Here is a 22,302-nt window from a genome sequence, read left to right on the forward strand (position 1 = left end):
CCTCACACCCCGGCCGCCGCCGCGGTCAACCGGGCGGCGGACCGCCCGATCCCCAGATCCTGGGCCAGCCGCTCGAGTCCCTGCGGATCGACGGGGGCCCCCGGGATCGTGTCCGGGCGCGACACCCGGACCGGAGCGTCGGTGGCCACCCGCACCACCGGCACCGCCGCGTCCAGATACTCGCCGGCGTCGATCAGCTTGGCGCGCACCCCCTTCGCCAGCCCCGACGCCGGGTCCGCGGCCGCCGCGCGCAGCGCCGCGAGCGACCCGTACTCCTGCAGGAGCGTCGACGCGGTCTTCTCCCCGATCCCCTTGACGCCCGGCAACCCGTCCGAGGGGTCCCCGCGCAGCGCCGCCAGCTCGGCGTAGGCCGCTCCGGCCCGCCCGGGCGGAAGCCCGTACCGGGCCGCGACCTCCGCCGGACCGAACACCTCGGCCTTGGCCAGGCCCCGCCCGACGTACACCACCCGCACCGGCACCGCGCCGCCGCGCACCACCTGCAGCAGATCCCGGTCGCCGCTGACCACCAGCACCGGGTCGCGGGCCTCGCCGGCGGCGAGAGTGCCGATCACGTCGTCGGCCTCGAACCCGGCCGCCCCGGCGGTGGCGAGCCCGACCGCGGCCAGCACGTCGAGGATCATCGGCACCTGCGGCGGCAGCGCCGCCGGCACCTCCTCGGCGGTGCCGTCCGAACCGGCGGCCACCCGGTACGCTTTGTAACTCGGCACCGCCGCCACCCGGAACGCCGGCCGCCAGTCCAGATCCAGGCACACCACCAGCCGCGCCGGCCGATGCTTGGTGATCAGCGACGCCACCATGTCGGTGAACCCCCGCACCGCGTTGACCGGGCGGCCGTCCGGGGCGGTGAGCGATTCGGGCAGCGCGTGGAACGCGCGGAACCACAGGCTCGCCCCGTCGAGCAGCATCAACGGGCCGGTGGGGGGCACGGGGGCGGCGGAGGCCGGCGTCGCAGTCACACCGGTCATCCTGCCAAACGCCACTACGCTGTCCGCATGAGTTCCCCCGAGCGCCGCTTCCCCGCCCCCGTCTACGCCGACCGCCTCGCCCGGGCCGCCGCCCTCGGCCACGACGCCGGTCTCGACGCGCTGCTCGTCACTCCCGGACCGGACCTGCGCTACCTGCTCGGCTCACGCGCGGAATCGTTCGAGCGGCTCACCTGCCTGGTGATCCCCACCGACGGGCAGGGCGCGTCCGTCGTCGTGCCGCGCCTCGAGCTGGCCTCCCTCACCGACTCCGCGGCCACGGACCTGAACCTGCCGGTGCACGACTGGGTCGACGGACAGGACCCGTACGCGCAGGTCGCCGCGCTGCTGCCGCAGCGTCCGCGCACCGCGGTCGTCGACGCCATGCCCGCCCTGCACCTGGTGCCCCTCGCGGCCCGGTTCGCGGTGCCGCCCGTGCTGGCGACCGAGGTGGTGCGGCAGCTGCGCATGGTCAAGGACGACGAGGAGGTCGCGGCGCTGCGCCGCGCCGGCGCCGCCATCGACCGGGTGCACGCGCAGATGGGGCGGTGGCTGCGGCCCGGCCGCACCGAGGCGCAGGTCGCGGCCGACATCACCGCCGCGATCGTCGCCGAGGGCCACACCGAGGCCGCCTTCGTCATCGTCGGGTCCGGCCCGCACGGCGCCGATCCCCACCACGAGGTCTCCGACCGGGTCCTCGAACCCGGCGACGTCGTGGTCGTCGACATCGGCGGCCCGGTCGAGCCCGGCTACTACTCCGACTCCACCCGCACCTACAGCCTCGGCGCGCCCCCCGACGACGTCGCGGCGAAGGTGGCGTTGCTCGAGGCGGCGCAGCAGGCGGCGGTCGACGCGGTCCGGCCCGGGGTCACCGCCGCCTCGGTCGACGCCGCCGCCCGCGACGCCCTCGCCGCGCACGGCCTCGCCGAGGTCTTCGTGCACCGGACCGGGCACGGCATCGGACTGTCCGTCCACGAGGAGCCGTACATCGTCGACGGCAATGCCGACGTGCTGCGGCCCGGGATGGCGTTCAGCATCGAACCGGGCATCTACTTCCGCGGCGAGTGGGGTGCGCGCATCGAGGACATCGTGGTGGTCACCGAGGACGGCTGCGAGCCGCTCAACCACCGTCCGCACGGACTGACGGTGCTGCCGGGGTGAGCGACCCTACTTGTCGAGTACCGAGCCCATCACCCGTGCCACGGTGATCTCCACCACCACGCGCGTCGGGTTGGGCCGCGGCGTCCGGTACCGCGCGGTGTAACGACGCACCCCCTCGGCGACGGCCTCCGGTTCCGCCCGCACCCGGGCGGGCCCCTCGAGGGTGAGCCAGCGGCCCCGCTCGACCTGACTGACGGCACCGTATCCGCGGCGGTCGGCGTTGAGCGCCTTCTGCGAGGTCGCATCGGTGATCACCCGCACCACCCCGGCCTCCGGATCCCACGTGAAACCGACGGCCACCACGTGCGGGCTGCCGTCCTTGCGCAGGGTCGTCAGCGTCCCGAGATGGTATTCGGTGAGGAACTGCAACGCGGCGTCGCCGAGCGCGGCGGGGGTGCGGGCCATGCCTGCGACGGTAGCCGAACCCGGCCCGCGCGCCCCGCGGCGCCACCCGGCACACTGGTGCGGTGAACAACGGGCAGGGTTCGATCGTCGTCTTCGGGGGCCGCAGCGAGATCGGGACGGCGGTGGCCGCCCGGCTGGCCCGCGGCCGCACCGTGGTCCTGGCCGCGCGTCGCGCCGGCGATCTCGAGGCGCAGCGCCGCGCCGTGCTCGACGCCGGTGCCGTCGCCGTGCACACCGTCGAGTTCGACGCCGACCGGCTCGACACCCACGAGCAGACCCTCGCCGACCTCGCGATGCTGTACGGGCCGATCGACGTCGCCGTCCTCGCGTTCGGCATCCTCGGCGACCAGCACCGCGCCGAACACGACCCGGCCCATGCCGTGGCGATCGTGCACACCGACTACGTCGCCCACGTGGCCCTGCTCACGCGGCTGGCGGGGCATCTGCGGGCCCAGGGATCGGGCCGGATCGTGGTGTTCTCGTCGGTGGCGGGGGTGCGGGTGCGCCGGGCGAACTATGTGTACGGCTCCGCGAAGGCCGGTCTCGACGGATTCGCCTCCGGCCTGGCGGACGCGCTGCACGGCAGCGGCGTGTCGCTGCTGCTGGTGCGACCCGGGTTCGTCGTCGGCCGCATGACCGAGGGGATGAGCCCCGCGCCGCTGTCGAGCACCCCGGACCGGGTCGCGGACGCGACGGTGCGGGCGTTGCGCCGCGGCCGCGGCGAGGTGTGGGTGCCGGCTGTGCTGCGGCCGGTGTTCGTCGGGATGCGGCTGCTGCCGCGGCCGATCTGGCGGCGACTGCCGCGCTGACCGGCGCGCTCAGCGGCGGCGCGACTCGAGCAGCCGCAACCACACCTCGCCGACCGTCGGATACGCCGGTACCGCATGCCACAGCGTCTCGAGCGGCACCGCGGCGACCACCGCGACCGTCGCGGCGTGCAGCAGCTCGGCGACGTCGGTGCCCACGAACGTCGCCCCCACCACGGTGTCGGCGGCGCGGTCGACCACGAGGGTGGCGCGTCCGGTGAAATCGTCCCGCGCCAGCGCGGATCCGGCCACGGCGATGTCGACCTCGAGCACCTCGACGTCGAGGCCGTCGGCGCGGGCGTCGGCCGCGGTGCGGCCCACGGCCGCGACCTCCGGGGTGGTGAACACCACCTGCGGCACCTGCCCGTGGTCGGCGCGCGCCCGGAACCGCGGCGCGTCGAGGTCGCGTCCCTCGGCGCGGGCGGCGATCACGTCGCCGCACACCCGTCCCTGGTACTTGCCCATGTGTGTCAGCGCGGTCCGGCCGGTGACGTCGCCGACGGCGTAGAGCCAGCGCCCGTCCACCCCGGCGACGGTCATGTGGTCGTCGGTGCGCAGCGGGCCCTCCCCGGCCCACCCGACCGTGTCGAGTCCGAGTCCGGCGGTCGCGGGCCGGCGCCCGGCCGCGACGATCAGCTCGTCGACCTCGAGGGTGCCACCGTCGTCGAGGCGCAGCCGCACCGGGCCGCCGTGGATGCGTCCGATGCCGGTGTCCGCGACGTCCGGGCGGGACACCTCCGCCGTCGTGGTGCCGAACCGCAGCCGCACGCCGTGCTCGCGCAGCGCCTCGGCGACGGCGGCGCCGGCGACCGGCTCGGTGCGGGCGAGCAGCCGGTCCCCCCGCACCAGCATCGTCAGGTCCTCGGTGCCGAGCTCGCGCAGCCAGGTCGCGATCTCGCAGGCGACGACGCCGCCGCCGACGATCGCGGCGCGCCGCGGCACCTGCTGCAGGTTCGTCGCATCCCGCGAGGTCCAGGGCCGGGCCGCGCGCAGCCCCGGCACATCGGGCACGGACGCGGTGCTGCCGGTGGCCACCACCACCGCGTGCCGTGCCCGCAGCCGCCGCGGCTGCGGGCCGTCCACGGTGACCTCGCACCGGGCGGTGAGGCGGCCGTGCCCGCGCACGACGTCGATCCCGGCGCCGCGCGCCCACTCGACCTGGGCGGTGTCGTCGCGGCCGTCGGTGAACGCGTCCCGGCGGGCGAGGACGTCGGCGACGTCGACGCCGTGGGCGGCGACCTTGGCGGCGACGCCGGGCATGTGCCGGGCCGCGGCCAGCACCTGTCCCGGGCGCAGCAGCGCCTTGCTCGGCATGCACGCCCAGTAGGAGCATTCACCGCCGACGAGTTCGTGTTCGACCAGGACGGCGGTGCGGTCGCTGCCGGCGATGGCGTAGGCGGCGGCGTTCTCCCCGGCGGGTCCGCCGCCGAGGACGACGACATCGAACACCTCGGACTCGGACCCCGCACCGATGCTCATGAACCCACGGTAGGCGGCGTGCGGGCGGTGCGGGCCCGGAACACGACCGCCGCGGCGCGGTTCAGCGCAGCTCGGGGGAGTCGGCGTCGAAGACCAGTCCCATCGGGGCGAGGACCCGCACCACCTGTTCGGCGGCCCACTCGTCGAGATCGCACAGCAGCACCACCGACCACGGCGTCACCACCAGGGGACGATCCACGGCCGCGAGGAACTCCGCGGTCCGCGCCGGCAGCACCGCCCCGGGCAGACCGCCGCCGAGGGTGACCGCACCGTCGGGCTGGTCCAACCAGCCCACGGGCCGGGCCGGGGCCGACGGGCGCCGCGCCGGCGGCGCCGACGGCTCCACGCCCAGAGCGGCGAGGGTCGCGGCGACCCCGGCCCGCGGCGGCCGCTGCGCCGCCGCGACCAGCGTCTCGACGACGTCGTCGGGGGGCAGGCGCACGCCGGTGTCGGTGCCGTCGAGCAACAGCGCCCACCGCCGGTCGGGCAGCGCCGCCGCCCCCACCTCGGGGGCCAGGGCCGCGATGTCGCCGCTGCCGTCGTCGATCCCGACGACGAGGTCGCGGCCGGGCGCGAGCGCGGTGAGTCGACGGTGCACCTCGGCGAGGATGTCCCGCACGTCGACATGCCCGCCGATGCGGCCGGACAGCGGCGAGGCGAGCAGGCGGCGCCGATGCGGTCCGGGCAGGTCGAAGCCGTGGCCGGACAGCTGCGCGGTGAGTTCGGCCCGGTTTCCGCGCAGCCCGAGACCGTCGGCGGTGAGGACCAGGGCGCCCCCGGCGTGGTCGTGGGCGAGCTCGGCGAGGATCTGCAGCTGCGCCGCCGCGAGCCGACCGCCGGGCAGGGACACCTCGACCAGGTCGACGGGTTCGTCAGCGGGCGCCATGGCCTCCAGGCTAGACGGCGGCGGTCGGCGCGGCCCGCCCGTCCGTAGGGTGTGGCCCATGACCCCGACCTTCGCCGACCTGGCCGCCGCGAAGTACGTGCTGCTGACCACCTTCCGCAGGGACGGCACCCCGGTGCCGACCGCGGTGTGGGCCGCCGCCGACGCCGACCGGCTGCTGGTGTGGACCGTCACCGACTCCTACAAGGTCCGGCGGTTGCGCCGCGATCCGCGGATCACCGTCGCGGTGTGCGACGTGCGCGGCACACCGCGCAGCGACGCGGTGCCCGGCACCGCCACGGTGCTCGACGCGGCCGGCACCGAGCGGGCGCGGGCGACGATCGCCCGCAAGTACGGGATCCTCGGGTGGCTCACGGTCAAGGGCAGTGTGCTGCGCCGCGGGCGCGCCGGCACCGTCGGGCTCGCCTGTGTCGTCGAGGCGGACGACCCCACCCCGGATCCCGGTCCCGGCGGGTGAGCGGACCGCGGCGGCACACGGGCGTCGCCGCGGGATCAGCGGGCGCGGCTGACCGACGACATGTGGAAGTCGGGGATCCGCAGCGGCGGCATCGCGGTGCGGGTGAACCAGTCCTTCCATTCCCGCGGCAGGGTGCGCTGCGTGCCACCGGCCTCGGTGGTGCGCCGCAGCAGATCCAGCGGGCTCTCGTTGAACCGGAAGTTGTTCACCTCCGCCGTCACCGCACCGTCCTCGACCAGATACACGCCGTCGCGGGTCAGTCCGGTCAGCAGCAACGTCGCCGGGTCGACCTCCCGGATGTACCACAGGGTCGTCAGCAGCAGTCCCCGCTCGGTGCGGGCCACCATCTCGTCCACGCCGGCCGTGCCGCCGCCGGTCAGGAGCAGGTTCTCCCCGGGCGCGGCGGCCGGCGCCCCGAACTCGGCGGCGGCGGCCCGCGGGTACGCCAGCGCGTGCACCGTCCCCGCCCGCACCCAGTCGACCCGCCCGAGGTCCATGCCGTTGTCGAACACCGACACCGAGTTCGACGACGCGGTGGCCGTGACGAACGGCGCGCATTCCAGGCCGGGGGCGGCGGGATCGGAGAACAGCGTCAACGGCAGCGCGGTGAGCCGTTCGCCGACGCGGGTGCCGCCGGGCCGCGACAGCGCGGTGTGCCCTTCCTCGGCGCCGCGGCCCTCCATCGACCACATCAGGTAGATCATCAGGTCCGCCACCGCCGACGGCGGCAGCAGCGTCTCGTAACGCCCGGCCGGCAGCTCGACGGTGCGGCGCGCCCAGTCCAGCCGCCGCGACAGTTCCGTCAGCAGGGCGGGGGTGTCGACGTCGGTGAAGTCGCGGGTGCCGGCCCCGGCCCACGCGCTGGCCCCGTTCAGCCCGCCCCGTTTGCCGTTGATCTCCACCGATCCCTCCGGCGCGCTGAACCGGCGTCGCACCCCGCTCGAGGTGCCCAGCCAGGTCGTCGAGATCCGGTGGTGGGCGAAGCCGTAGAGCTGATCGGCACCGTCGAATCCGGCGGCGAGATCGTCGACGAGCCGCCCGAACACCGTGATGTCGGTCCCGGCCGCGGCGTCGGCCCAGTCGCCGGGCTCGCCCTCCCCGCCGACGAGCGGCACCGCGTCCTCGGCGGGGGCCGCCGCCGCGGCCGCCGCCCCCGCCGCCCGCACGGTCGGGGCGATGTCGGCCGGGTCGACGCTGCTCGACGTCACCACCCCGACGCGAGTGGTGTCGCCGCGCAGGACCGCGATCACCGTCCAGCTGCGGGAACGAGAGATCCCGTTGGTGGTCATCGAGTTGCCGGCCCACCGCAGCGACGCCTCGCCGGTGTCGGTGACCAGCACGATCGTCTCGTCGGCGGTCGAGCAGCGCAACGCCCGCTCGAGCTGTTCCTGCGCCTCGATCATCGCCGGCCCTCCGCGCGGGTGTTGAGGACGTTCACCGACCGCAGCAGCGCCGACGGGCAGCCGTGGCTGACCGGCGCGACCTGCCCGGGCTGGGCCTTGCCGCAGTTCACGGCGCCGCCGAGTTGCCACGTCGACGGCCCGCCCACCGCCTCGAGCGAGCCCCAGAAGTCGGTCGTGGTGGCCTGGTAGGCCACATCGCGCACCTGCCCGGCGAGCGTGCCACCCCGGATCCGGTAGAACCGCTGCCCGGTGAACTGGAAGTTGTAGCGTTGCATGTCGATCGACCAGGACTTGTCGCCGACGACGTAGAGCCCGTCGTCGACGCGGGCGATGAGCTCGGCGGTGGTGGTGTCGGCCGCCGGGTCCGGCTGCAGCGACACGTTCGCCATCCGCTGGATCGGCACGTGATGCGCCGAGTCGGCGTACGAGCAGCCGTTCGAACGCGGCAGCCCCAGCCGCGGCGCGAACACCCGGTCGAGCTGGTAGCCGACCAGTATCCCGTCCCGCACCAGGTCCCAGGACTGGGCGGCGACCCCGTCGTCGTCCCAGCCGACGCTGGCGAGCCCGTGCGCGACGGTGCGGTCCGCCGTCACCTGCATCACCTCGGTGCCGTAGCGCAGCGTGCCGAGCCCGTCCGGGGTGGCGAACGAGGTGCCCGCGTAGGCCGCCTCGTACCCGATGGCCCGATCGTACTCCGTTGCGTGCCCGATCGATTCGTGCACCGTCAACCACAGGTTGGTGGGGTCGATCACCAGGTCCGTCGGCCCCGCCTGCACACTGGGGGCCGACGCCTTCTCCGCCAGCCACCCGGGGATCTGCGCCAGCTCCGCACTCCAGTCCCAGTGCGCGTCGCCGGCCGCATACTCCCAGCCCCGCCCCACCGGCGGGGCCAGGGTGCGCATCGTCTCGAACTCGCCGGTGCGCCGGTCCACGGCGGTCGCCTCGAGCTGCGGGGCCACCCGCACCCGCTGCTGGGTGATCGTCGAGCCGGCCAGGTCCGCGTAGAACGTCTGCTCCTTGACCTGCCCACAGTGCGCCGTCACATGATCGACCTCGTCGGCGGCGAGCAGGTGCCGGGAGAACTCCGCCAGCCGCGCCACCTTCTGCGCCGTGGGCACCGTGAACGGGTCGACCTCGTACGGCGAGACCCACACCGCGTCCGGGTAGACCGGCTCGTCGGCGAGCTCGACCCGGTCCCGGTTCAGCGCCCGCAACGTCCGGGCCACCTCGATCGCCTGCCGCGCCGTGGCCGCCGCGACGGCCGGGCTCAGCTCGGCGTGCGAGGCGAACCCCCAGGTGCCGTCGACCACCACCCGCACGGCCAGCCCGGTGTCGATGCTGTCGACGGCGGCCTGCACGGCGCCGTCCCGCAGGCTCAGCGACTGGCTGTGCAGACGGTGCACCCGCAGATCCGCGTGGGAGGCACCGGCGGCGCGGGCGGCGGACAGCGCCGCGTCCGCGAGCGTCCGCAACGGCAGGGCGAGGAAGTCGGCGTCGACGGTGCTCACGGGCACCACCGTACTGGGTCGCACCCGGCGCGTCGGCTCACCCGAACTGCTGCCAGCCCAGACGCACCACCATCACCAGCACCACGATCAGCAGCACCGCCCGCACGAACCCCGCGCCGCGGCGCAGCGCGGTCCGCGACCCGACGACCGCGCCCGCGATATTGCACACCGCCAGTGCCAGCCCCAGCGACCACCACACGTACCCGGCCGCCGCGAAATACACCAGCGCCCCGACATTGGACCCGAGGTTGATCACCTTCGCCATCGCCGCCGACCGCACGAATTCGGTGCCGAGCAGCGTCGCGAACGTGATGATCAGGAACGTGCCGGTGCCCGGGCCGAGCAGGCCGTCGTAGAAGCCGATCACCGCGGCCGCGGTCAGCACCACCAGGACCGTGCGCCGCATCGTCGGCGGTTCGTGCGCCAGGGTCGTGCCGACCTGCGGCCGCAGCGTCACGAACACCGCGACCGCCACCAGCACCACCATCACCATCGGAACGAACAGGTCCTTGTCGATCCGCGAGACCGTCGCCGCACCCGCCGCCGCCGCGACCGCGGCCAGGACCGCCGCCGGAGCCAGGACCGGCCACTGCAGCCGGATCCGCCGCGCGAAGGTCACCACCGCCGCGCCGGTGCCGCAGAGGGCGGTGAGCTTGTTCGTCGCCAGCGCGGCCGCCGGTGTCAGCTGCGGGGCGACGACGAACAGCGCCGGCAACAGGATCAGCCCGCCCCCACCGACGACGGCGTCGACCCACCCGGCGGCGGTCGCCGCCACCATCAGAACCGCCCAGTCGCCCGCACCCACGCGGCCATTCGATCACAGCGGCCGGGAGCAAAACCGCGGCGCCGCTCGTTGAGCGGATATGACCGCCGCACCGTTCCCGGCAGCTGGAAGGATCACCCCATGATCGCGCTGCTGTTCCTGGCCTACGTCGTCGTCGAGATCGGGGTGCTGGCGTGGCTCGGGTCCACCCTGGGCATCGGCACGACGATCCTGGTGTTCCTCGGGGTGAGCGTCCTCGGTTACCTGGTGCTCGCCGCGCAGGGCCGCCGTGCCCTGCAGAATCTGGGCCGGGTCCGCAGCGCCGCCGGCGCGGACCGGGCCCTGACCGACGGCGCACTGGTCGGCGCCGGTGCCGGGCTCGTGCTCGTACCCGGACCGGTGACCAGCGCCGCGGGAATTCTGCTGCTGCTGCCCCCGACCCGCGCGCTGCTGCGCCCGCTCGTGCGGGCGCTGGCCGCCCGCCGGGTCGCCGCCTCCGCCGCCCGGGGCGGCACCTTCCGCGGGGAACGCGTCGTCATCGTCGACGGCGAGGTCGTCGAGCACACCGTGGTCGGCCCGGCCCGCCTCGACACCCCCGCCTCCGGAGCCGGGACCGTGCTCGAGGGCGAGATCGTCGACCCCCCGCACCGTCCGCACCTGCCGTAACGGGGCACACTGGGTAGCCGTGAAGTCCCCCGCACCGCACACTCAGCTCCTCGTCGGCGGCCGCATCTACAGCGCCAGCGCCCCCGACGCCACCTCGATGGCCGTCACCGACGGGCAGGTCGTGTGGGTGGGGGAGGACCGGCCCGGCCGCGCCCTGCACCCGGACGCCGAGATCGTCGACCTCGACGGGGCGTTCGTCGCACCCGCCTTCGTCGACACCCACGTGCACGTCACCGCGCACGGCCTGGCCCTGACCGGTCTCGACCTGTCCGACACGCGGTCCCGCGAGGAGGCGCTGCACCAGGTGCGCGACCATGCCGCCCGGCACGCAGGCGCCGTCGTGTGGGGGCACGGGTGGGACGAGACCCGCTGGCTGGACCCCACCGCCCCCACCACCGACGACCTCGACGCCGCCGCCCCCGGCCGCGCCGTCTACCTCACCCGCGTCGACGCCCACTCCGCGGCGGCCTCCACCGCGCTGCGCGCCGCCGCCGACCTCGCCGGACTCGACGGCTACCACCCGCAGCGCCCGCTGACCGCGGCCGCGCACCACGGTGTCCGCGCCGCCGCCCGCGCCCTGCTCACCCCCACCGAACGCGCCCGGGCCCGCGCCGCCGCCCTCGACGACTACGCGGCACACGGCATCGTCGCCGTGCACGAATGCGGCGGCCCGGACATCGCCGGCCGCGACGACTTCGCCGAACTGCTCGCCACCGACCACGGGGTGCAGGTCCGCGGCTACTGGGGGGAGGCCGTCACCACCGCCGAGCAGGCCCGGGCGCTGCTCACCGCCACCGGCGGGCACGCCCTCGGGGGCGACCTGTTCGTCGACGGCGCCCTCGGCTCCCACACCGCGTGGCTCGCCGCGCCGTACACCGACCGCCCCGACTGTTGCGGCACCGCCTACCTCACCGTCGAACAGATGACCGCGCACCTGCGGGCCTGCACCGAAGCCGGCATCCAGGCCGGCTTCCACGTCATCGGCGACGCCGCCGTCGACGCCGCGGTGCAGGCATTCGCCGCGGTCGTCGCCGACCTCGGCGGCCCGGCCGTCGCGGCCCGCGGACACCGGCTCGAACACCTCGAGATGGTCACCGCCGCGCAGGGCGAGCGGCTCGGCGGCTGGGGCGTGATCGCCAGCATGCAACCGAGCTTCGACGCGCTGTGGGGCGGACCGGGCGGGCTGTACGCCACCCGCCTCGGCGCCGACCGCGCCGCCGGCCTCAACCCGTTCGCGCCGCTCGCCGCGACCGGCATGTCCCTCGCGTTCGGCTCGGACGCGCCGGTCACCGCGGCCCGGCCGTGGCCGATGCTGCGCGCCGCCGTGCACCACCGCACCCCGGGCAGCGGGATCTCCCCCCGCGCCGCGTTCGCCGCCGCCACCCGTGGGGCGTGGCGCGCCGGCGGGGTGCGGGACGGGATCGCCGGCACCCTCGACCCCGGGGCGCCCGCGTCGTACGCGGTCTGGGACGCGGACGAGCTCGTGGTCAGCGCGCCGAAGGACAGTGTGCAGCGCTGGTCCACCGACCCGCGGTCGCGGGTGGCGCCGCTGCCGGATCTCGAGCCGGGCACGCCCGATCCGGTGCTGCTGCGCAGCGTGCACCGCGGCCGCGTCGTGTACGCCCGGTGATCGGGTCGCGCGCCGCCGCCCGGCCGGTGGTGGTCCGCAGCCTCGCCGCCGTCACGGCGGGGCTGCTGTTGTTCGCGAGTTTCCCGCCGCGTCCGCTGTGGTTGCTCGCGCCGCTGGGCATCGCCCTGCTCACCGCGGTGCTGGGGGCGCGGACGCTGCGCCGCCGCGGCGGTTTCGGCTACGGCTACCTCGCCGGCCTGGGATTTTTCGTGCCGCTGCTGCCGTGGGTCGGGGAGTACGTCGGCCCGGTGCCGTGGCTGGCGCTCGCCGCCGCCGAGGCGGTGTTCGTCGGCCTGTTCGGGGTGGTCGCGGTGCAGGTGCGGGCCCTGCCGGGGGCACCGGTGTGGATCGCGGCCGGCTGGAGCCTGACCGAGTACCTGCGGGCGAGCGTGCCCTTCGGCGGGTTCCCCTGGGGCCGGCTCGCGTTCGGTCAGCCGGACGGGCCGCTGGTCGCTCTCGCCGCGGTCGGCGGTGCGCCGCTGGTGTCGTTCGCGGTGGCGCTGACCGGCACGGGGCTGTGGGCGTGCGCGCGGGCCGGGTTGCGCTACACCCGCGGGCACCGGGAGCGGTCGCCGCTGCTGCGGGCCGCGGCGACGACCGTCGCCGCACCGCTGCTCGCCCTGGCGACCTGGCCGGCGCTGCCCGCCCCCGAGGCGGGTGAGCGCACCGTGACGGTCGCCGCGATCCAGGGCAGCGTGCCGCGGCTGGGTCTGGACTTCAACGCCCAGCGCAAGGCCGTGCTGAACAACCACGTGGCGCGCACCCTCGAGCTGGCCGACCGGGTCCGGGGCGGCACCGCGCCGCGCCCGGACGTGGTGATCTGGCCGGAGAACGCCTCCGATATCGACCCGTTGCGCAACCGCGACGCCGCCGCCGACATCGGCGCCGCGGCGGCCGCGGTCGGCGCCCCGATCCTGGTGGGTGCCGTGCTGGTAAACGGGGACGGCACCACGACCAACTCGGTGATCGTGTGGGATCCGGCGACCGGGCCCGGGGAGCGGCACGACAAGCGCATCATCCAGCCGTTCGGCGAGTACCTGCCGTACCGCTCGTTCTTCCGGCTGTTCTCCGACTACGCCGACCGGGCCGGGCACTTCGTGCCGGGCAGCGGCGACGGCACCGTCCACGCCGCGGGCATCCCGATCGGGGTGGCCACCTGCTACGAGGTGGCGTTCGACCGGGCACTGCGGGACTCGGTGCGCGCCGGCGCGCACCTGCTGGCCGTGCCCACCAACAACGCGACGTTCGGCGACACGGAGATGACCTACCAGCAGCTGGCGATGTCCCGGGTGCGGGCCGTCGAGCACGGCCGGGCCGTGGTGGTGGCCGCCACGAGCGGGGTCAGCGCCGTGGTCGCGGCCGACGGCACGGTCACCACGCGCAGCGCCCTGTTCGTGCCCGAGGTACTGGTGGCGCAGGTGCCGCTGCGCGCGACGGCTACGCTGGCTACTCGGCTCGGACCGATCCCGGAGCTCGTGCTCTGCGTCGGGGCCGTCGCCGCCGTCGGCGTGGCGCTGGTGCGCACACGCGGGCGGAGCACCACCGTGCCGGCCGCAGCCGGCACCGCGAGATGACCGGCCGCCGGCCGGTGCGACAGGAAGGACCTTCGATGGCAGCGGCGACGCCGGCCGGGAACGACAGCGCGCCGAGCGCCCGGACCCTGGTGATCATCCCGACGTACAACGAACGTGACAACATCGGCCTGATCGTCGGCCGGTTGCACGCCGCGCTGCCGCACACACACGTGCTGATCGTCGACGACGGCAGCCCGGACGGCACCGGCGACGTCGCCGATCGTCTCGCCGCGGCGAGCGAGAACCGCATCCACGTGATGCACCGCACCGAGAAGAACGGTCTCGGGGCCGCGTACATCGCCGGTTTCCGGTGGGGACTCGAGCGCGGTTACACCGTGCTGGTGGAGATGGACGCCGACGGCAGCCACGCCCCCGAGCAGCTGCACCTGCTGCTCGAGAGGATCGACGCGGGCGCCGACCTGGTGCTCGGCTCGCGGTACGTGCCCGGCGGTGCGGTGGTGAACTGGCCGTGGCATCGGGAGGTGCTCTCCCGCGGCGGCAACATCTACTCGCGGCTCGCGCTGGGGGTGCGGATCCACGACATCACCGGCGGCTACCGCGCCTACCGGCGCGAGGTGCTCGAGCACCTCGATCTCGCCGCGGTCGCCTCGCACGGCTACTGCTTCCAGGTCGACCTCGCCTGGCGGGCGGTGCAGGCCGGGTTCACGGTCGCCGAGGTGCCGATCACCTTCACCGAGCGGATCATCGGCGAATCGAAGATGAGCGGCAGCATCGTGCAGGAGGCGCTGATCAAGGTCACCGTGTGGGGCGTGCGCAACCGGTGGACGAAACTGCGCGGCCTGCTGCGCCGCTGAGCGCCGCCGGGCTGGGGGCCGGTCGAGGACCGGTCACCCCCATCCGGGCGGCGGGGCTCATTCGGCGTTCTTGACCTCGATCTTCTTCCCGGCCTGCTGCTGCTCGGCCAGAGCGATCGAGACGGTGAGGATGCCCTTGGCGTAGGACGCCTCGACGTCGTCGTCCTTCGCACCCGGTGGCAGGGCCACCGAACGCCGGAACGAGCCGTAGTGGAACTCCGAGCGTCCCCCCTCGGATTTCTCCTCGGTCCGTTCGGCCGTGATCTCGAGCTGCCCGGCGTTGATCGCGACGTCGATGTCCTTCTCCGGGTCGAGGCCGGGCAGCTCGGCCCGCACGACGTACCGGCCGTTCTCGACACGGTCCTCGACCCGGATGAGGTTGCCGCCGAGAGCGGGACGTAGACCGGTGAAGGGGAAGGCGTCGAAGAACTCGGACAGGTCCGGGAACACCGAACGGGAACGGCGCGCTGGCACAGTGGACATGTCTGCTCCTCTCCTGGGAAACGGATCGGCGGAAGGTCGGTCCGTGTCCATTCGACTCCGTGCGGGACGCGCCCGACAGGGCCGGAAGTCCCGACCCCCGAGATCCGAACGTTCGCACCCCCGGTAGCCCTCCAAACGATCGTTCGGACTCGGGCCTACGCGTTCGGCGAACGTTCGTCAGTCGGGATCCGGTCCGGGCGGCCGCGTTCGCGCCGCAGTTCCGCCACCTGCATCCGCAGCTCGGCGATGTGGATCCGCGCCTCGCGTAGCTGGGTGGCCCGCTCGTCGGCCAGTTCGGCGCGCACCATCGCGAGATCGGCCTCGAGTTCGGCCACCCGCTGCCAGGCCTCGGCAGCCGAGCGCAGCGCCTCGTCGCGTTCGGTGCGCAGCCGGGTCGCCTCGAGGTCCACCGCCCCGGTGCCGGCCGCCCGGGGCGGGTCCGGGGCGGCGCCGAGGCGGGTACCCGCACGCTCCGGCGGCGAAGAGGACGCCGACCGGGGCGGGTCGGAGGTCGCTGCGGGTGGGGACGGGGTGGCGGTCCGGCGCTGGCGTTCGCGCCAGGCGCGCGCACGTTCGGCGCTGTTGGCGTACTGCTTGCGGCGGCCGCCCGTCGCGGGGGTGGCCCCGATCGGCGTGCCGGGCGCCGAGGAGGCGTCGCTCACCACCGCAGACTACCAGGACGAACCCCCGCACGAACGTTCGAGGAACGGCGCCGGGTCACGAACCGGACACCGCTCGAACGATCGTGTCGTTCGTTCGGATTCGATCGTTCTACCAGGTGACGGGCAGCTCGTCCACGACGCCCAGTTCGGTGCACAACCGGCGGATCGCGCTGCAGTCCTGCACCACCCGCCGCGGGGGTGTCGCGGCCACGTCCGCGAGCATCGCCCGCCCACCCGGAACGCGCTCCGCGTCCACGATCGCCGCCCAGGTGCCCAGATCCGAGCCGGTGAACGCCTCGATTCCCGCCGCCAGGGCCGCGAGCAGCTGCGCCCGGTCGCCGGGCCCGAGCTCGGTGAACACCATCTTCAGCAGCTCCGCGGCGAGGGAGGCGTGACTGAGTTCGTCCCGCCGGTGCAGCGCCACCGTCGTGCGATTGACCGGCTGCAGCTCCGCGTCCTCGGTCATCAGAGCGAGGAACGCGCTGATGGAGGTCTCGGCGACGGTGGTGAATGCCAACCGGATCAGCGCCTGCCCCCGCGGATCGGGCGCCGCCGCCACCGCGGCCCGGTGCTCGCGCACGGTCCGGCACGGCGGCAGCACCGACTCGGGCATGTGCCAGCCACGGCGGCGGCGGATCACCGCGCTCGCGTTCAGGTGCATGAGCGTGTGGTACTGCTCGTCGACCATCGCCTGCAGCACCCCCGCGGTCACGGTGTCCGACGGCCCGACCCCGAAGAAGTCCGTCGTGATCAGCGCGAAACCGGGGTTGACCACGTACTGCTCGATGTCCATGACATTCTTGTTGTACGCAATCCAGCCCCAGCCCCGCAGCCGGGCCCGGCGCCCCTCGTCCAGGGCGCGGTACGCGGGATGGGTGTGGAACGGCACGAGCTCGTCCGGGAAATCCAGCCGGCCCGGATCGAACAGCTCGTCCAGATCCGGTTCGCTCTTCTTGACCGTGGCGCGCCGCCCCCACGACCGGGCCAGTCCCCGCACCACGGCGCTCTCGACGACGTCGTGCGGATCGTGGTCGGGCAGCGCGGGTACGAGCAGCGGACCCTGCGCGGCGGGCAGATCAGGCTCGGCCATGACGGCTCTCCGTTTCCTCGTGCGTCAGTTCCGCGAACAGTTCCGCACACAGCTCACGATACCGGCCGGTGTCCGCGCCCAGCGGCGTTGCGGCCCGGCCCAGCAGGTCCGCGAACCCGGCCACCGATCCGGTCTCGACCACCGCCTCGAGCTCGTCGAGGGAGGCCCGCAGCGCCGACCGGGCCGCCGCCGCGTGCGGGTTGCCGGCCTGCACGTCGAGATACACCTCGGGGGCGCCGCCGGCGATCCGCGCCAGCAGCGCCCGCAGCAGCACGTGCGGGGGCGGGGCGGTCGCCGCCGCCACCGACGGGGGGACGCCGAGCCGTCCCAGCGCCAGCCCGAACGCCAGAACCGCCGCGTGCGTGGCCGCCTGGGTGGCCGCCGCGACCCGGTCGTGGTCGTCCGCCGTCATCCGCACCACCCGCGCGCCCCACCGGTCGAGCGCCGCGAGCAGCGCGTCGACGGCCGGGCCGGGCCGGTGCTCGACCACCGCCACCGGTCGTCCCGCCATGCCCAGCGCCGGCGCGAACATCGGGTTCAGCCCGACACACTGCGCGGACCACCCCCGCCCGCGTCCCGCCTGCGCCCACGCCGACTTCACCGACAGGGTCTCCACCAGCACCGCGTCCGGCGACAGCAGCGGACCGAGCCGGGCGGCGGCCGCCAGCGCCGTGGCCTCGGGCACGGCCAGCACCAGCATCGAGGCGCACCGCACCGCGTCCCGCACGGCCGCCGTGGGGACGGTGACATCGTCGCGCAGCGCGCCCGGATCGTCGCCGGCGGCCGGGTCGACCACCAGCACATCGGCGCCGTCGCGGCGCAGCGCCTCACCGAGCATCCGGCCGACCGCGCCGGCACCCCCGGCGACGACGACGAGGCCGGTCGTGTCGCTCACGCGCGGGAACCGTCCTCGGAGGGTTCGTTCACCGACAGGGTGCGGCGCATCGCCACCGCCTTGACCATCGTCTCCTCGAGTTCGTCCGCCGGGTCCGACAACGCGACGATGGCGCCGCCGATGCCGAAGCCCACCTCGTGTTCGGTGGCGACCATGGTGCGGATGACGATCGACAGGTCCGCCGCTCCCGTCGGGGACAGGTATCCCAGCGCACCCGAGTACACGCCGCGGGGGCCGTCCTCGAGCTTGTCGATGATCTCCATGGTGCGCAGCTTCGGCGCCCCGGTCATCGATCCCCCCGGGAAGGCGGCCCGCACGCAGTCCACCGCGGTCGCATCCGGGCGCAACGTCCCCCGCACCGTGGAGACCAGCTGGTGCACCGCCGCGTACGTCTCGACGTCGAACAGCTTCGGCACGTGCACCGAACCGGGCACGCACACCCGAGACAGGTCGTTGCGCACCAGGTCGACGATCATCAGATTCTCCGACCGGTCCTTCTCGCTGTCGAGCAGGCTCTGCCGCAACGCCCGGTCCGCGTCCTCGGTGGTGCCGCGCGGCCGGGTGCCCTTGATCGGCTTGGACTCGACCACCCCGTCCGGGCCGATCCGCAGGAACCGCTCCGGCGAGGCACTGAGCACCGACACCTCGGGGAACCGCAGCAGGGCACTGTACGGGGTCGGGCTCAGTTCGCGCAGCGTCTCGTAGGTGCGCAGGGGATCGACGCTGCGGTCCACGGTCGCCGCGTTGGTCAGGCACACCTCGTACGTCTCGCCGCTGCGGATCTCGGCGATCGACTGGGCGATCAGCTCGAGGTAGCGCTGCGGCTCGTGCCGCAACCGCACCCGCGGATCCTGCTCCGCCCGCACCAGCGGGGCCGCGACCGGTGCCGCGGCGGATTCGGCCAGGGACCCGAGCACGGCAGCGGTCGCGTCGAACCACGCGGTCGTGGCGGGCTCCCCGGCCCGCTCGCTCAGCGCCAGCAGGTAGCAGCAGCGTGTCTCGTGGTCGAGGACCACGGCGCGGTCGGCGAAGACCATCGCCGCGTCCGCGATGGGGGAGGTGTGCACGAGCTGCCCGCCGGTGTCGGCCTTGAGCTCGTACCCCAGGTAGCCCACGTAGCCCAGCGCGAACGCGAACGGCAGGTCGCCGCGCCGGGCGACCGTGCGCTCGGCGAGGCGGCGGTCGATGTGGTCGAAGAAGGTGGTGTGGAACTCGGCCACCGGCTGCCCGGTGCGCTGTTCGCGCACCAGGGTCTCGGCGACGCTGTAGGTGACGAACTCGGCGCGCGGACCCGACCCGTCCCCGAGGATGGAGAACCGCGAGTTCGGTTCGGTGGCGGCGCTGCCGTCCAGCCAGAAGCTGTGCGGACCGTCGGCGAACAACGTCTCGAACACCCGCTGCGGGTCGGGGTGGTGGTCGATCCGGCGGCTTTCGAGGACCAGCGCCGGGGGCGGCGCGGGCGGCGCGGGCGGCGGGACCGGCTCGGGTGGGTGCGGCCGGGCGGGGGTCGCGTCGCGGAAGTTCGCCAGCAGCTCGCGGCCGTACTCGGTGCAGATCGACTCGGGGTGGAACTGCACCCCCCACAGCGGCCGGGTCCGGTGGGCGACCCCCATCAGGAGTCCGTCCTCGGTCCAGGCGACGGCCTCGAGGTCGTCGGGCACCCGGTCGACGACCAGCGAGTGGTAGCGCACCGCCTCGAACGGGGAGGGAATGCCGGCGAACAGCCCGGTGCCGGCGTGCCGGATCCGTGACAGCCGGCCGTGCACCGGCTGCGGTGCCCGCACCACCTCGCTGCCCAACAGGTTGCACAGGCCCTGATGACCGAGGCACACCCCGAGCACGGGCAGACCGGAGTCGAGCAGGGCGTGCGAGCTGATCCCGAAGTCGCGGGCCCGGTCGGGGCGGCCCGGCCCGGGGGAGACGACGATGTTGTCGAACCGGTCCAGATCCAGGGACTCCCACGGGGTGTCGTTGCTGACGACCGTGGGCGGGACACCGTTGACCTCGGCCAGCAGACTGTAGAGGTTGTAGGTGAACGAGTCGTAGTTGTCGATCAGCAGGGTGCGGATCGAACCGGCGGGCGGCGGGGCGGCCATGACCGGTCTCAGGTCCGGGTCTCGCGCAGTTGGGCGGGCGCCGCGCCGGGACCGTCGATGATGAGGTCCTCGACCCGGCACGCCTCCGCGATGAGCAGCGCGTACAACGAGTGCAGGAATTCCGGCGACATGTCGTTGCGGTGCGCGTAGGACTCGGCGCGGGCATGCACGACCTGCATCCGGCCCGGTTGCAGCATCGGGATCGCGTGCCGCTGTTTCAGGTGCGCGATGCGGGCACAGATGCGCAGCCGGTCCCGAACGGTATCGAGGAGCCGGGCGTCGACCCGGTCGAGTTCGGTGCGCAGCCCGTCGAGCAGGTCGTCCGGTGCGGATTCGGCGGTGGCGTCCGCCCGGTGGTCGTTGCTGTTGTCCATCGCTTCTCGCCCCCTGTACCGCGGCCCGAAACCCCAGTGGGTCATTCCGTTTCGCGTCGTCCGAGGTCGCCGGTCCGAGAATCCGGCCGGTGTTCGATCATGATGACACGCGCGCGGAGCCGCTGTCGGCGTTTGATCCATTTGTGCCGTGCGCGCAACACGGCCGACCCGGCAGGACACGCACCGCCCCCGGTACGCACGAGGCCGCCCCCGGGACGGATCCCGGGGGCGGCCTCGTGCGTACCGGTCGACCTGAGGTCAGGCGCCGCGCCGCTTGGTCTTGAGCAGTTCGAGGCGCTCCTTGAGCAGCTCGTCGAGCTCGTCGATGGAGCGGCGTTCGAGCAGCATGTCCCAGTGGGTGCGCGGCGGCTTGACCTTCTTCGCCTCGGGCGCCGCGCCCTCGACCAGGGAGCCTTCCAGACCGTTCTTGCAGATCCAGGTGCCGGGGATCTCCGCGTCGTCGGCGAACGGAACGTCGAACTCCTCGCCGTTGTCACAGCGGTAGCGGGCGATCCGCCGCGGCGCCAGATCGTGGTCACGGTCGGTCTCGTAGCTCACCGCCCCGAGCCGGCTGCCTCGCAGTACACGATCTGCCATGGTGGTGTCCTCTCTTGTGTGCTCCGCCCGGTGCGCTCGCCTCCGGGGCGAGCGCGCGTCCACAGTGCGGTCGACATCGGCGGATGCCGACCTCTTCTGTCAACGCACACGCGGTCGAATCGGTTCCCGACCGCCCCGCGGCCGTGGGCGCGGGTGAGTCTACCGCCCCGGCCGCCGCGGCTCCGCCGGCCGGTAGGGTGGACGGCCATGACCGGACGTACCCGTGAACCGGAGAACTGCCTCTGGTGTGGCCGGCCGGTCGCCGACGCCCCCCTCGGGCGCCGTCGCCGCTACTGCCGCCGCTCGTGCCGTCAGCGGGCCTACGAGCAACGCACCCTCACCCGGGAAGCGGGACTGCCGGAGGACGCGGTGATCCTGACCGCCGCGGAGGCGAGCGCTGTCGCCGACCGTGCCTTCGAGGTGCGGTGCGCGGCCGAGGACGTCGCGACCGCGGTGGCGGAGGGCGCCGGTCCGGCGGAACTGGCCGCCCTGTGCGACGAGCTCGTGCGGCTGGCCCGCGCCGCCGAACGGCTCCGCTGAGCCGGCCCGCTCAGGCGAAGAACGCCCCCATCGTGTACACCACCTGGCAGAAGGTGCCGTCGACGTACTGCACGGACCCGAACAGTGCCGACAGCACCGGACCGGTGCCGGTGTCGAGGGTCTTCGACAGCTGCGGCACCCCGCCCACGGTGTCGTCGAGCGTGTCCACGCCGCCGCGGAAGTTCTCCATGTTCAGCCACACGAACTTCAGGTCGGCCCGCGCGGGCAGGGTGGGGATCGTGGGGGAGACGAAGATCTTCAGCTGGCCGATCTGCACCGGGGGCACCGCGTTGGGGCCGGGCTGGGCCCATCCGGTGGTCATCGCGTAGGGGGTGAAACCGCCCCCGCAGCCGAGCCCGAACGTGGGGGCGGGCTGCATGAACGGCTGCGGAGTGTTGCGCGGTGGCGGCTCGAACAACGCCGGGGTGCGAGCCGCGTCGAGCAGCGACTCCACCGCCCGCAGCGCCTCGGGGGACTCCGCGGCCGCGGCCGCACGCAACGCGTCCGGCGGCAGTCCCGGGGGCTCGGGTTCCGCGACGGCGTGCGCGGGCACGGCCACCGCCGCCGCGACAGCGGCTGCGGCGGTGAGCGAACGAACGGTCCATCGACGCTGCTGCATCCAGAGCTCCTCGAGGGTGGGACGGGCACGGGCGACGACGTGGTCGGCTCGACAATAGGGGGGTCGGGGCCGGCGCGGGCCGTTTCCGTGAACCGGCTCGAAAGACGGCTCTCGAAACCGTGATTCGCGCTCATTCGGTGACCGGACCGCGATGGAACGGTCACAGTTTCCCGTCGATCTGCGGTCGAGACGGCGACAGGTCCCCGTCGAGGTCTCGACTCGGAAACGATGCGGCCCGGGGGGTCGATTTTTCGCTCCGGTTTCGGGTCGGGATGTCGTCGCGGTGGTCTAGCTTGAGGGAGCGCCCGCTGTCACATCTTCGAGGGCGCGGACGATCGAAGGGGAGAGAGCTACAGCCACGTCGATCCGACCGAGAGGTTTTCCTGCACGGT

Annotated in this window: 23 protein-coding genes; 8 read left to right on the forward strand and 15 right to left on the reverse strand. The window is 74.2% G+C overall.

The window, feature by feature from the left end; genetic code table 11:
• Nucleotides 1-2 precede the first annotated feature (2 nt).
• A complete protein-coding gene (locus F1734_RS14370; RefSeq protein ID WP_203010716.1) occupies nt 3-986 on the reverse strand; it encodes a 5'-3' exonuclease in 984 nt (327 codons plus the stop codon).
• Nucleotides 987-1,013: 27 nt separating this feature from the next.
• Between F1734_RS14370 and F1734_RS14375 the strand changes: the two genes are divergently transcribed.
• Nucleotides 1,014-2,144, forward strand: a complete 1,131-nt coding sequence (locus tag F1734_RS14375; protein ID WP_010596441.1) for a M24 family metallopeptidase — start codon at nt 1,014-1,016, stop codon at nt 2,142-2,144.
• Nucleotides 2,145-2,150: 6 nt separating this feature from the next.
• On the opposite strand, the gene F1734_RS14380 is transcribed toward F1734_RS14375, so the two are convergent.
• A complete protein-coding gene (locus F1734_RS14380) occupies nt 2,151-2,549 on the reverse strand; it encodes a TIGR03618 family F420-dependent PPOX class oxidoreductase (RefSeq protein WP_010596440.1) in 399 nt (132 codons plus the stop codon).
• A gap of 62 nt (nt 2,550-2,611) precedes the next feature.
• Between F1734_RS14380 and F1734_RS14385 the strand changes: the two genes are divergently transcribed.
• Complete coding sequence (locus F1734_RS14385) at nt 2,612-3,358, forward strand: decaprenylphospho-beta-D-erythro-pentofuranosid-2-ulose 2-reductase (protein ID WP_010596439.1); 747 nt, start codon at nt 2,612-2,614, stop codon at nt 3,356-3,358.
• A gap of 9 nt (nt 3,359-3,367) precedes the next feature.
• Here the strand turns inward: F1734_RS14385 and F1734_RS14390 are convergent, their stop codons facing one another.
• Both F1734_RS14390 and F1734_RS14395 read right to left on the reverse strand, forming a co-directional pair.
• A complete protein-coding gene (locus F1734_RS14390) occupies nt 3,368-4,834 on the reverse strand; it encodes a dihydrolipoyl dehydrogenase family protein (RefSeq protein WP_040269792.1) in 1,467 nt (488 codons plus the stop codon).
• A 61-nt stretch (nt 4,835-4,895) separates the two neighbouring features.
• Complete coding sequence (locus F1734_RS14395; RefSeq protein ID WP_203010717.1) at nt 4,896-5,720, reverse strand: precorrin-3B synthase; 825 nt, start codon at nt 5,718-5,720, stop codon at nt 4,896-4,898.
• Between the two features lie 58 nt (nt 5,721-5,778).
• On the opposite strand from F1734_RS14395, the gene F1734_RS14400 reads away from it, so the two are divergent.
• Complete coding sequence (locus tag F1734_RS14400; RefSeq protein ID WP_017682068.1) at nt 5,779-6,195, forward strand: PPOX class F420-dependent oxidoreductase; 417 nt, start codon at nt 5,779-5,781, stop codon at nt 6,193-6,195.
• Between the two features lie 35 nt (nt 6,196-6,230).
• Here the strand turns inward: F1734_RS14400 and F1734_RS14405 are convergent, their stop codons facing one another.
• From F1734_RS14405 to F1734_RS14415, 3 genes are read right to left on the reverse strand one after another with little or no spacing between them, the layout of a single operon-like run.
• Nucleotides 6,231-7,598 (reverse strand): metallopeptidase TldD-related protein, encoded by a 1,368-nt coding sequence (locus tag F1734_RS14405; RefSeq protein WP_203010718.1) that lies wholly within the window; start codon nt 7,596-7,598, stop codon nt 6,231-6,233.
• Nucleotides 7,595-9,106 (reverse strand): TldD/PmbA family protein, encoded by a 1,512-nt coding sequence (locus tag F1734_RS14410; RefSeq protein ID WP_203010719.1) that lies wholly within the window; start codon nt 9,104-9,106, stop codon nt 7,595-7,597. Before F1734_RS14410 ends, F1734_RS14405 begins: the two co-directional genes overlap by 4 nt.
• Nucleotides 9,107-9,143: 37 nt before the next feature.
• Nucleotides 9,144-9,911, reverse strand: coding sequence for a TSUP family transporter (locus F1734_RS14415; RefSeq protein WP_010596431.1), 768 nt, complete (start codon nt 9,909-9,911; stop codon nt 9,144-9,146).
• 99 nt (nt 9,912-10,010) lie between these two features.
• Here F1734_RS14415 and F1734_RS14420 point away from each other — a divergent pair, with 99 nt between their 5' ends.
• The 4 genes from F1734_RS14420 to F1734_RS14435 are packed head-to-tail and all read left to right on the forward strand — an operon-like array spanning nt 10,011 to nt 14,554.
• Complete coding sequence (locus F1734_RS14420) at nt 10,011-10,535, forward strand: FxsA family protein (RefSeq protein ID WP_010596430.1); 525 nt, start codon at nt 10,011-10,013, stop codon at nt 10,533-10,535.
• A 19-nt stretch (nt 10,536-10,554) separates the two neighbouring features.
• The gene (locus tag F1734_RS14425; protein WP_203010720.1) at nt 10,555-12,165 is read left to right on the forward strand and encodes an amidohydrolase; all 1,611 of its coding nucleotides are present in this window, start codon (nt 10,555-10,557) and stop codon (nt 12,163-12,165) included.
• Entirely contained in the window at nt 12,162-13,739 is a 1,578-nt protein-coding gene (lnt, locus tag F1734_RS14430; RefSeq protein ID WP_203010721.1) for an apolipoprotein N-acyltransferase, read from the forward strand. The genes F1734_RS14425 and lnt overlap by 4 nt, the downstream gene beginning before the upstream one ends.
• A gap of 35 nt (nt 13,740-13,774) precedes the next feature.
• On the forward strand, nt 13,775-14,554 hold the full coding sequence (locus tag F1734_RS14435) for a polyprenol monophosphomannose synthase (protein ID WP_017682073.1): 780 nt from the start codon (nt 13,775-13,777) through the stop codon (nt 14,552-14,554).
• Between the two features lie 57 nt (nt 14,555-14,611).
• Here the strand turns inward: F1734_RS14435 and F1734_RS14440 are convergent, their stop codons facing one another.
• The 7 genes from F1734_RS14440 to F1734_RS14470 all read right to left on the reverse strand — a co-directional run bounded on the left by F1734_RS14440 (nt 14,612) and on the right by F1734_RS14470 (nt 20,751).
• Nucleotides 14,612-15,037 (reverse strand): Hsp20/alpha crystallin family protein, encoded by a 426-nt coding sequence (locus tag F1734_RS14440; RefSeq protein WP_010596426.1) that lies wholly within the window; start codon nt 15,035-15,037, stop codon nt 14,612-14,614.
• A 155-nt stretch (nt 15,038-15,192) separates the two neighbouring features.
• Nucleotides 15,193-15,699, reverse strand: coding sequence for a hypothetical protein (locus F1734_RS14445; protein ID WP_234420188.1), 507 nt, complete (start codon nt 15,697-15,699; stop codon nt 15,193-15,195).
• 109 nt (nt 15,700-15,808) lie between these two features.
• The gene (locus tag F1734_RS14450; protein WP_017682076.1) at nt 15,809-16,789 is read right to left on the reverse strand and encodes an AurF N-oxygenase family protein; all 981 of its coding nucleotides are present in this window, start codon (nt 16,787-16,789) and stop codon (nt 15,809-15,811) included.
• Nucleotides 16,776-17,684: a prephenate dehydrogenase dimerization domain-containing protein gene (locus F1734_RS14455; protein ID WP_010596423.1), complete on the reverse strand. Its 909-nt coding sequence runs from the start codon at nt 17,682-17,684 to the stop codon at nt 16,776-16,778. Before F1734_RS14455 ends, F1734_RS14450 begins: the two co-directional genes overlap by 14 nt.
• Nucleotides 17,681-19,780, reverse strand: a complete 2,100-nt coding sequence (gene pabB, locus F1734_RS14460) for an aminodeoxychorismate synthase component I (protein WP_017682077.1) — start codon at nt 19,778-19,780, stop codon at nt 17,681-17,683. Before pabB ends, F1734_RS14455 begins: the two co-directional genes overlap by 4 nt.
• Nucleotides 19,781-19,788: 8 nt before the next feature.
• Nucleotides 19,789-20,154 carry a chorismate mutase gene (locus F1734_RS14465; protein ID WP_010596421.1) on the reverse strand — a complete coding sequence of 122 codons (366 nt, stop codon included), beginning with the start codon at nt 20,152-20,154 and terminating at the stop codon, nt 19,789-19,791.
• Nucleotides 20,155-20,412: 258 nt separating this feature from the next.
• A complete protein-coding gene (locus tag F1734_RS14470) occupies nt 20,413-20,751 on the reverse strand; it encodes an RNA polymerase-binding protein RbpA (RefSeq protein ID WP_010596420.1) in 339 nt (112 codons plus the stop codon).
• A 207-nt stretch (nt 20,752-20,958) separates the two neighbouring features.
• Between F1734_RS14470 and F1734_RS14475 the strand changes: the two genes are divergently transcribed.
• Nucleotides 20,959-21,291 (forward strand): hypothetical protein, encoded by a 333-nt coding sequence (locus F1734_RS14475; protein WP_010596419.1) that lies wholly within the window; start codon nt 20,959-20,961, stop codon nt 21,289-21,291.
• A gap of 10 nt (nt 21,292-21,301) precedes the next feature.
• Here the strand turns inward: F1734_RS14475 and F1734_RS14480 are convergent, their stop codons facing one another.
• Nucleotides 21,302-21,910 (reverse strand): hypothetical protein, encoded by a 609-nt coding sequence (locus tag F1734_RS14480; RefSeq protein ID WP_017682078.1) that lies wholly within the window; start codon nt 21,908-21,910, stop codon nt 21,302-21,304.
• Nucleotides 21,911-22,302 lie beyond the last annotated feature (392 nt).

Source organism: Rhodococcus ruber (genome assembly GCF_016804345.1).
GTDB classification, from domain to species: Bacteria; Actinomycetota; Actinomycetes; order Mycobacteriales; family Mycobacteriaceae; genus Rhodococcus; species Rhodococcus ruber.

Bases quoted from the DNA above. Each gene is read 5' to 3' on its own strand.
- F1734_RS14375 (WP_010596441.1), top strand. From the start codon at position 1,014: ATGAGTTCCCCCGAGCGCCGCTTCCCCGCCCCCGTCTACGCCGACCGC.
- F1734_RS14450 (WP_017682076.1), bottom strand. From the start codon at position 16,789: ATGGCCGAGCCTGATCTGCCCGCCGCGCAGGGTCCGCTGCTCGTACCC.
- F1734_RS14380 (WP_010596440.1), bottom strand. From the start codon at position 2,549: ATGGCCCGCACCCCCGCCGCGCTCGGCGACGCCGCGTTGCAGTTCCTC.
- F1734_RS14400 (WP_017682068.1), top strand. From the start codon at position 5,779: ATGACCCCGACCTTCGCCGACCTGGCCGCCGCGAAGTACGTGCTGCTG.
- F1734_RS14435 (WP_017682073.1), top strand. From the start codon at position 13,775: ATGGCAGCGGCGACGCCGGCCGGGAACGACAGCGCGCCGAGCGCCCGG.
- F1734_RS14465 (WP_010596421.1), bottom strand. From the start codon at position 20,154: ATGGACAACAGCAACGACCACCGGGCGGACGCCACCGCCGAATCCGCA.
- F1734_RS14395 (WP_203010717.1), bottom strand. From the start codon at position 5,720: ATGGCGCCCGCTGACGAACCCGTCGACCTGGTCGAGGTGTCCCTGCCC.
- F1734_RS14420 (WP_010596430.1), top strand. From the start codon at position 10,011: ATGATCGCGCTGCTGTTCCTGGCCTACGTCGTCGTCGAGATCGGGGTG.
- F1734_RS14475 (WP_010596419.1), top strand. From the start codon at position 20,959: ATGACCGGACGTACCCGTGAACCGGAGAACTGCCTCTGGTGTGGCCGG.
- F1734_RS14440 (WP_010596426.1), bottom strand. From the start codon at position 15,037: ATGTCCACTGTGCCAGCGCGCCGTTCCCGTTCGGTGTTCCCGGACCTG.
- F1734_RS14370 (WP_203010716.1), bottom strand. From the start codon at position 986: ATGACCGGTGTGACTGCGACGCCGGCCTCCGCCGCCCCCGTGCCCCCC.
- F1734_RS14390 (WP_040269792.1), bottom strand. From the start codon at position 4,834: ATGAGCATCGGTGCGGGGTCCGAGTCCGAGGTGTTCGATGTCGTCGTC.
- pabB (WP_017682077.1), bottom strand. From the start codon at position 19,780: ATGGCCGCCCCGCCGCCCGCCGGTTCGATCCGCACCCTGCTGATCGAC.
- F1734_RS14405 (WP_203010718.1), bottom strand. From the start codon at position 7,598: ATGATCGAGGCGCAGGAACAGCTCGAGCGGGCGTTGCGCTGCTCGACC.
- F1734_RS14480 (WP_017682078.1), bottom strand. From the start codon at position 21,910: ATGCAGCAGCGTCGATGGACCGTTCGTTCGCTCACCGCCGCAGCCGCT.
- F1734_RS14470 (WP_010596420.1), bottom strand. From the start codon at position 20,751: ATGGCAGATCGTGTACTGCGAGGCAGCCGGCTCGGGGCGGTGAGCTAC.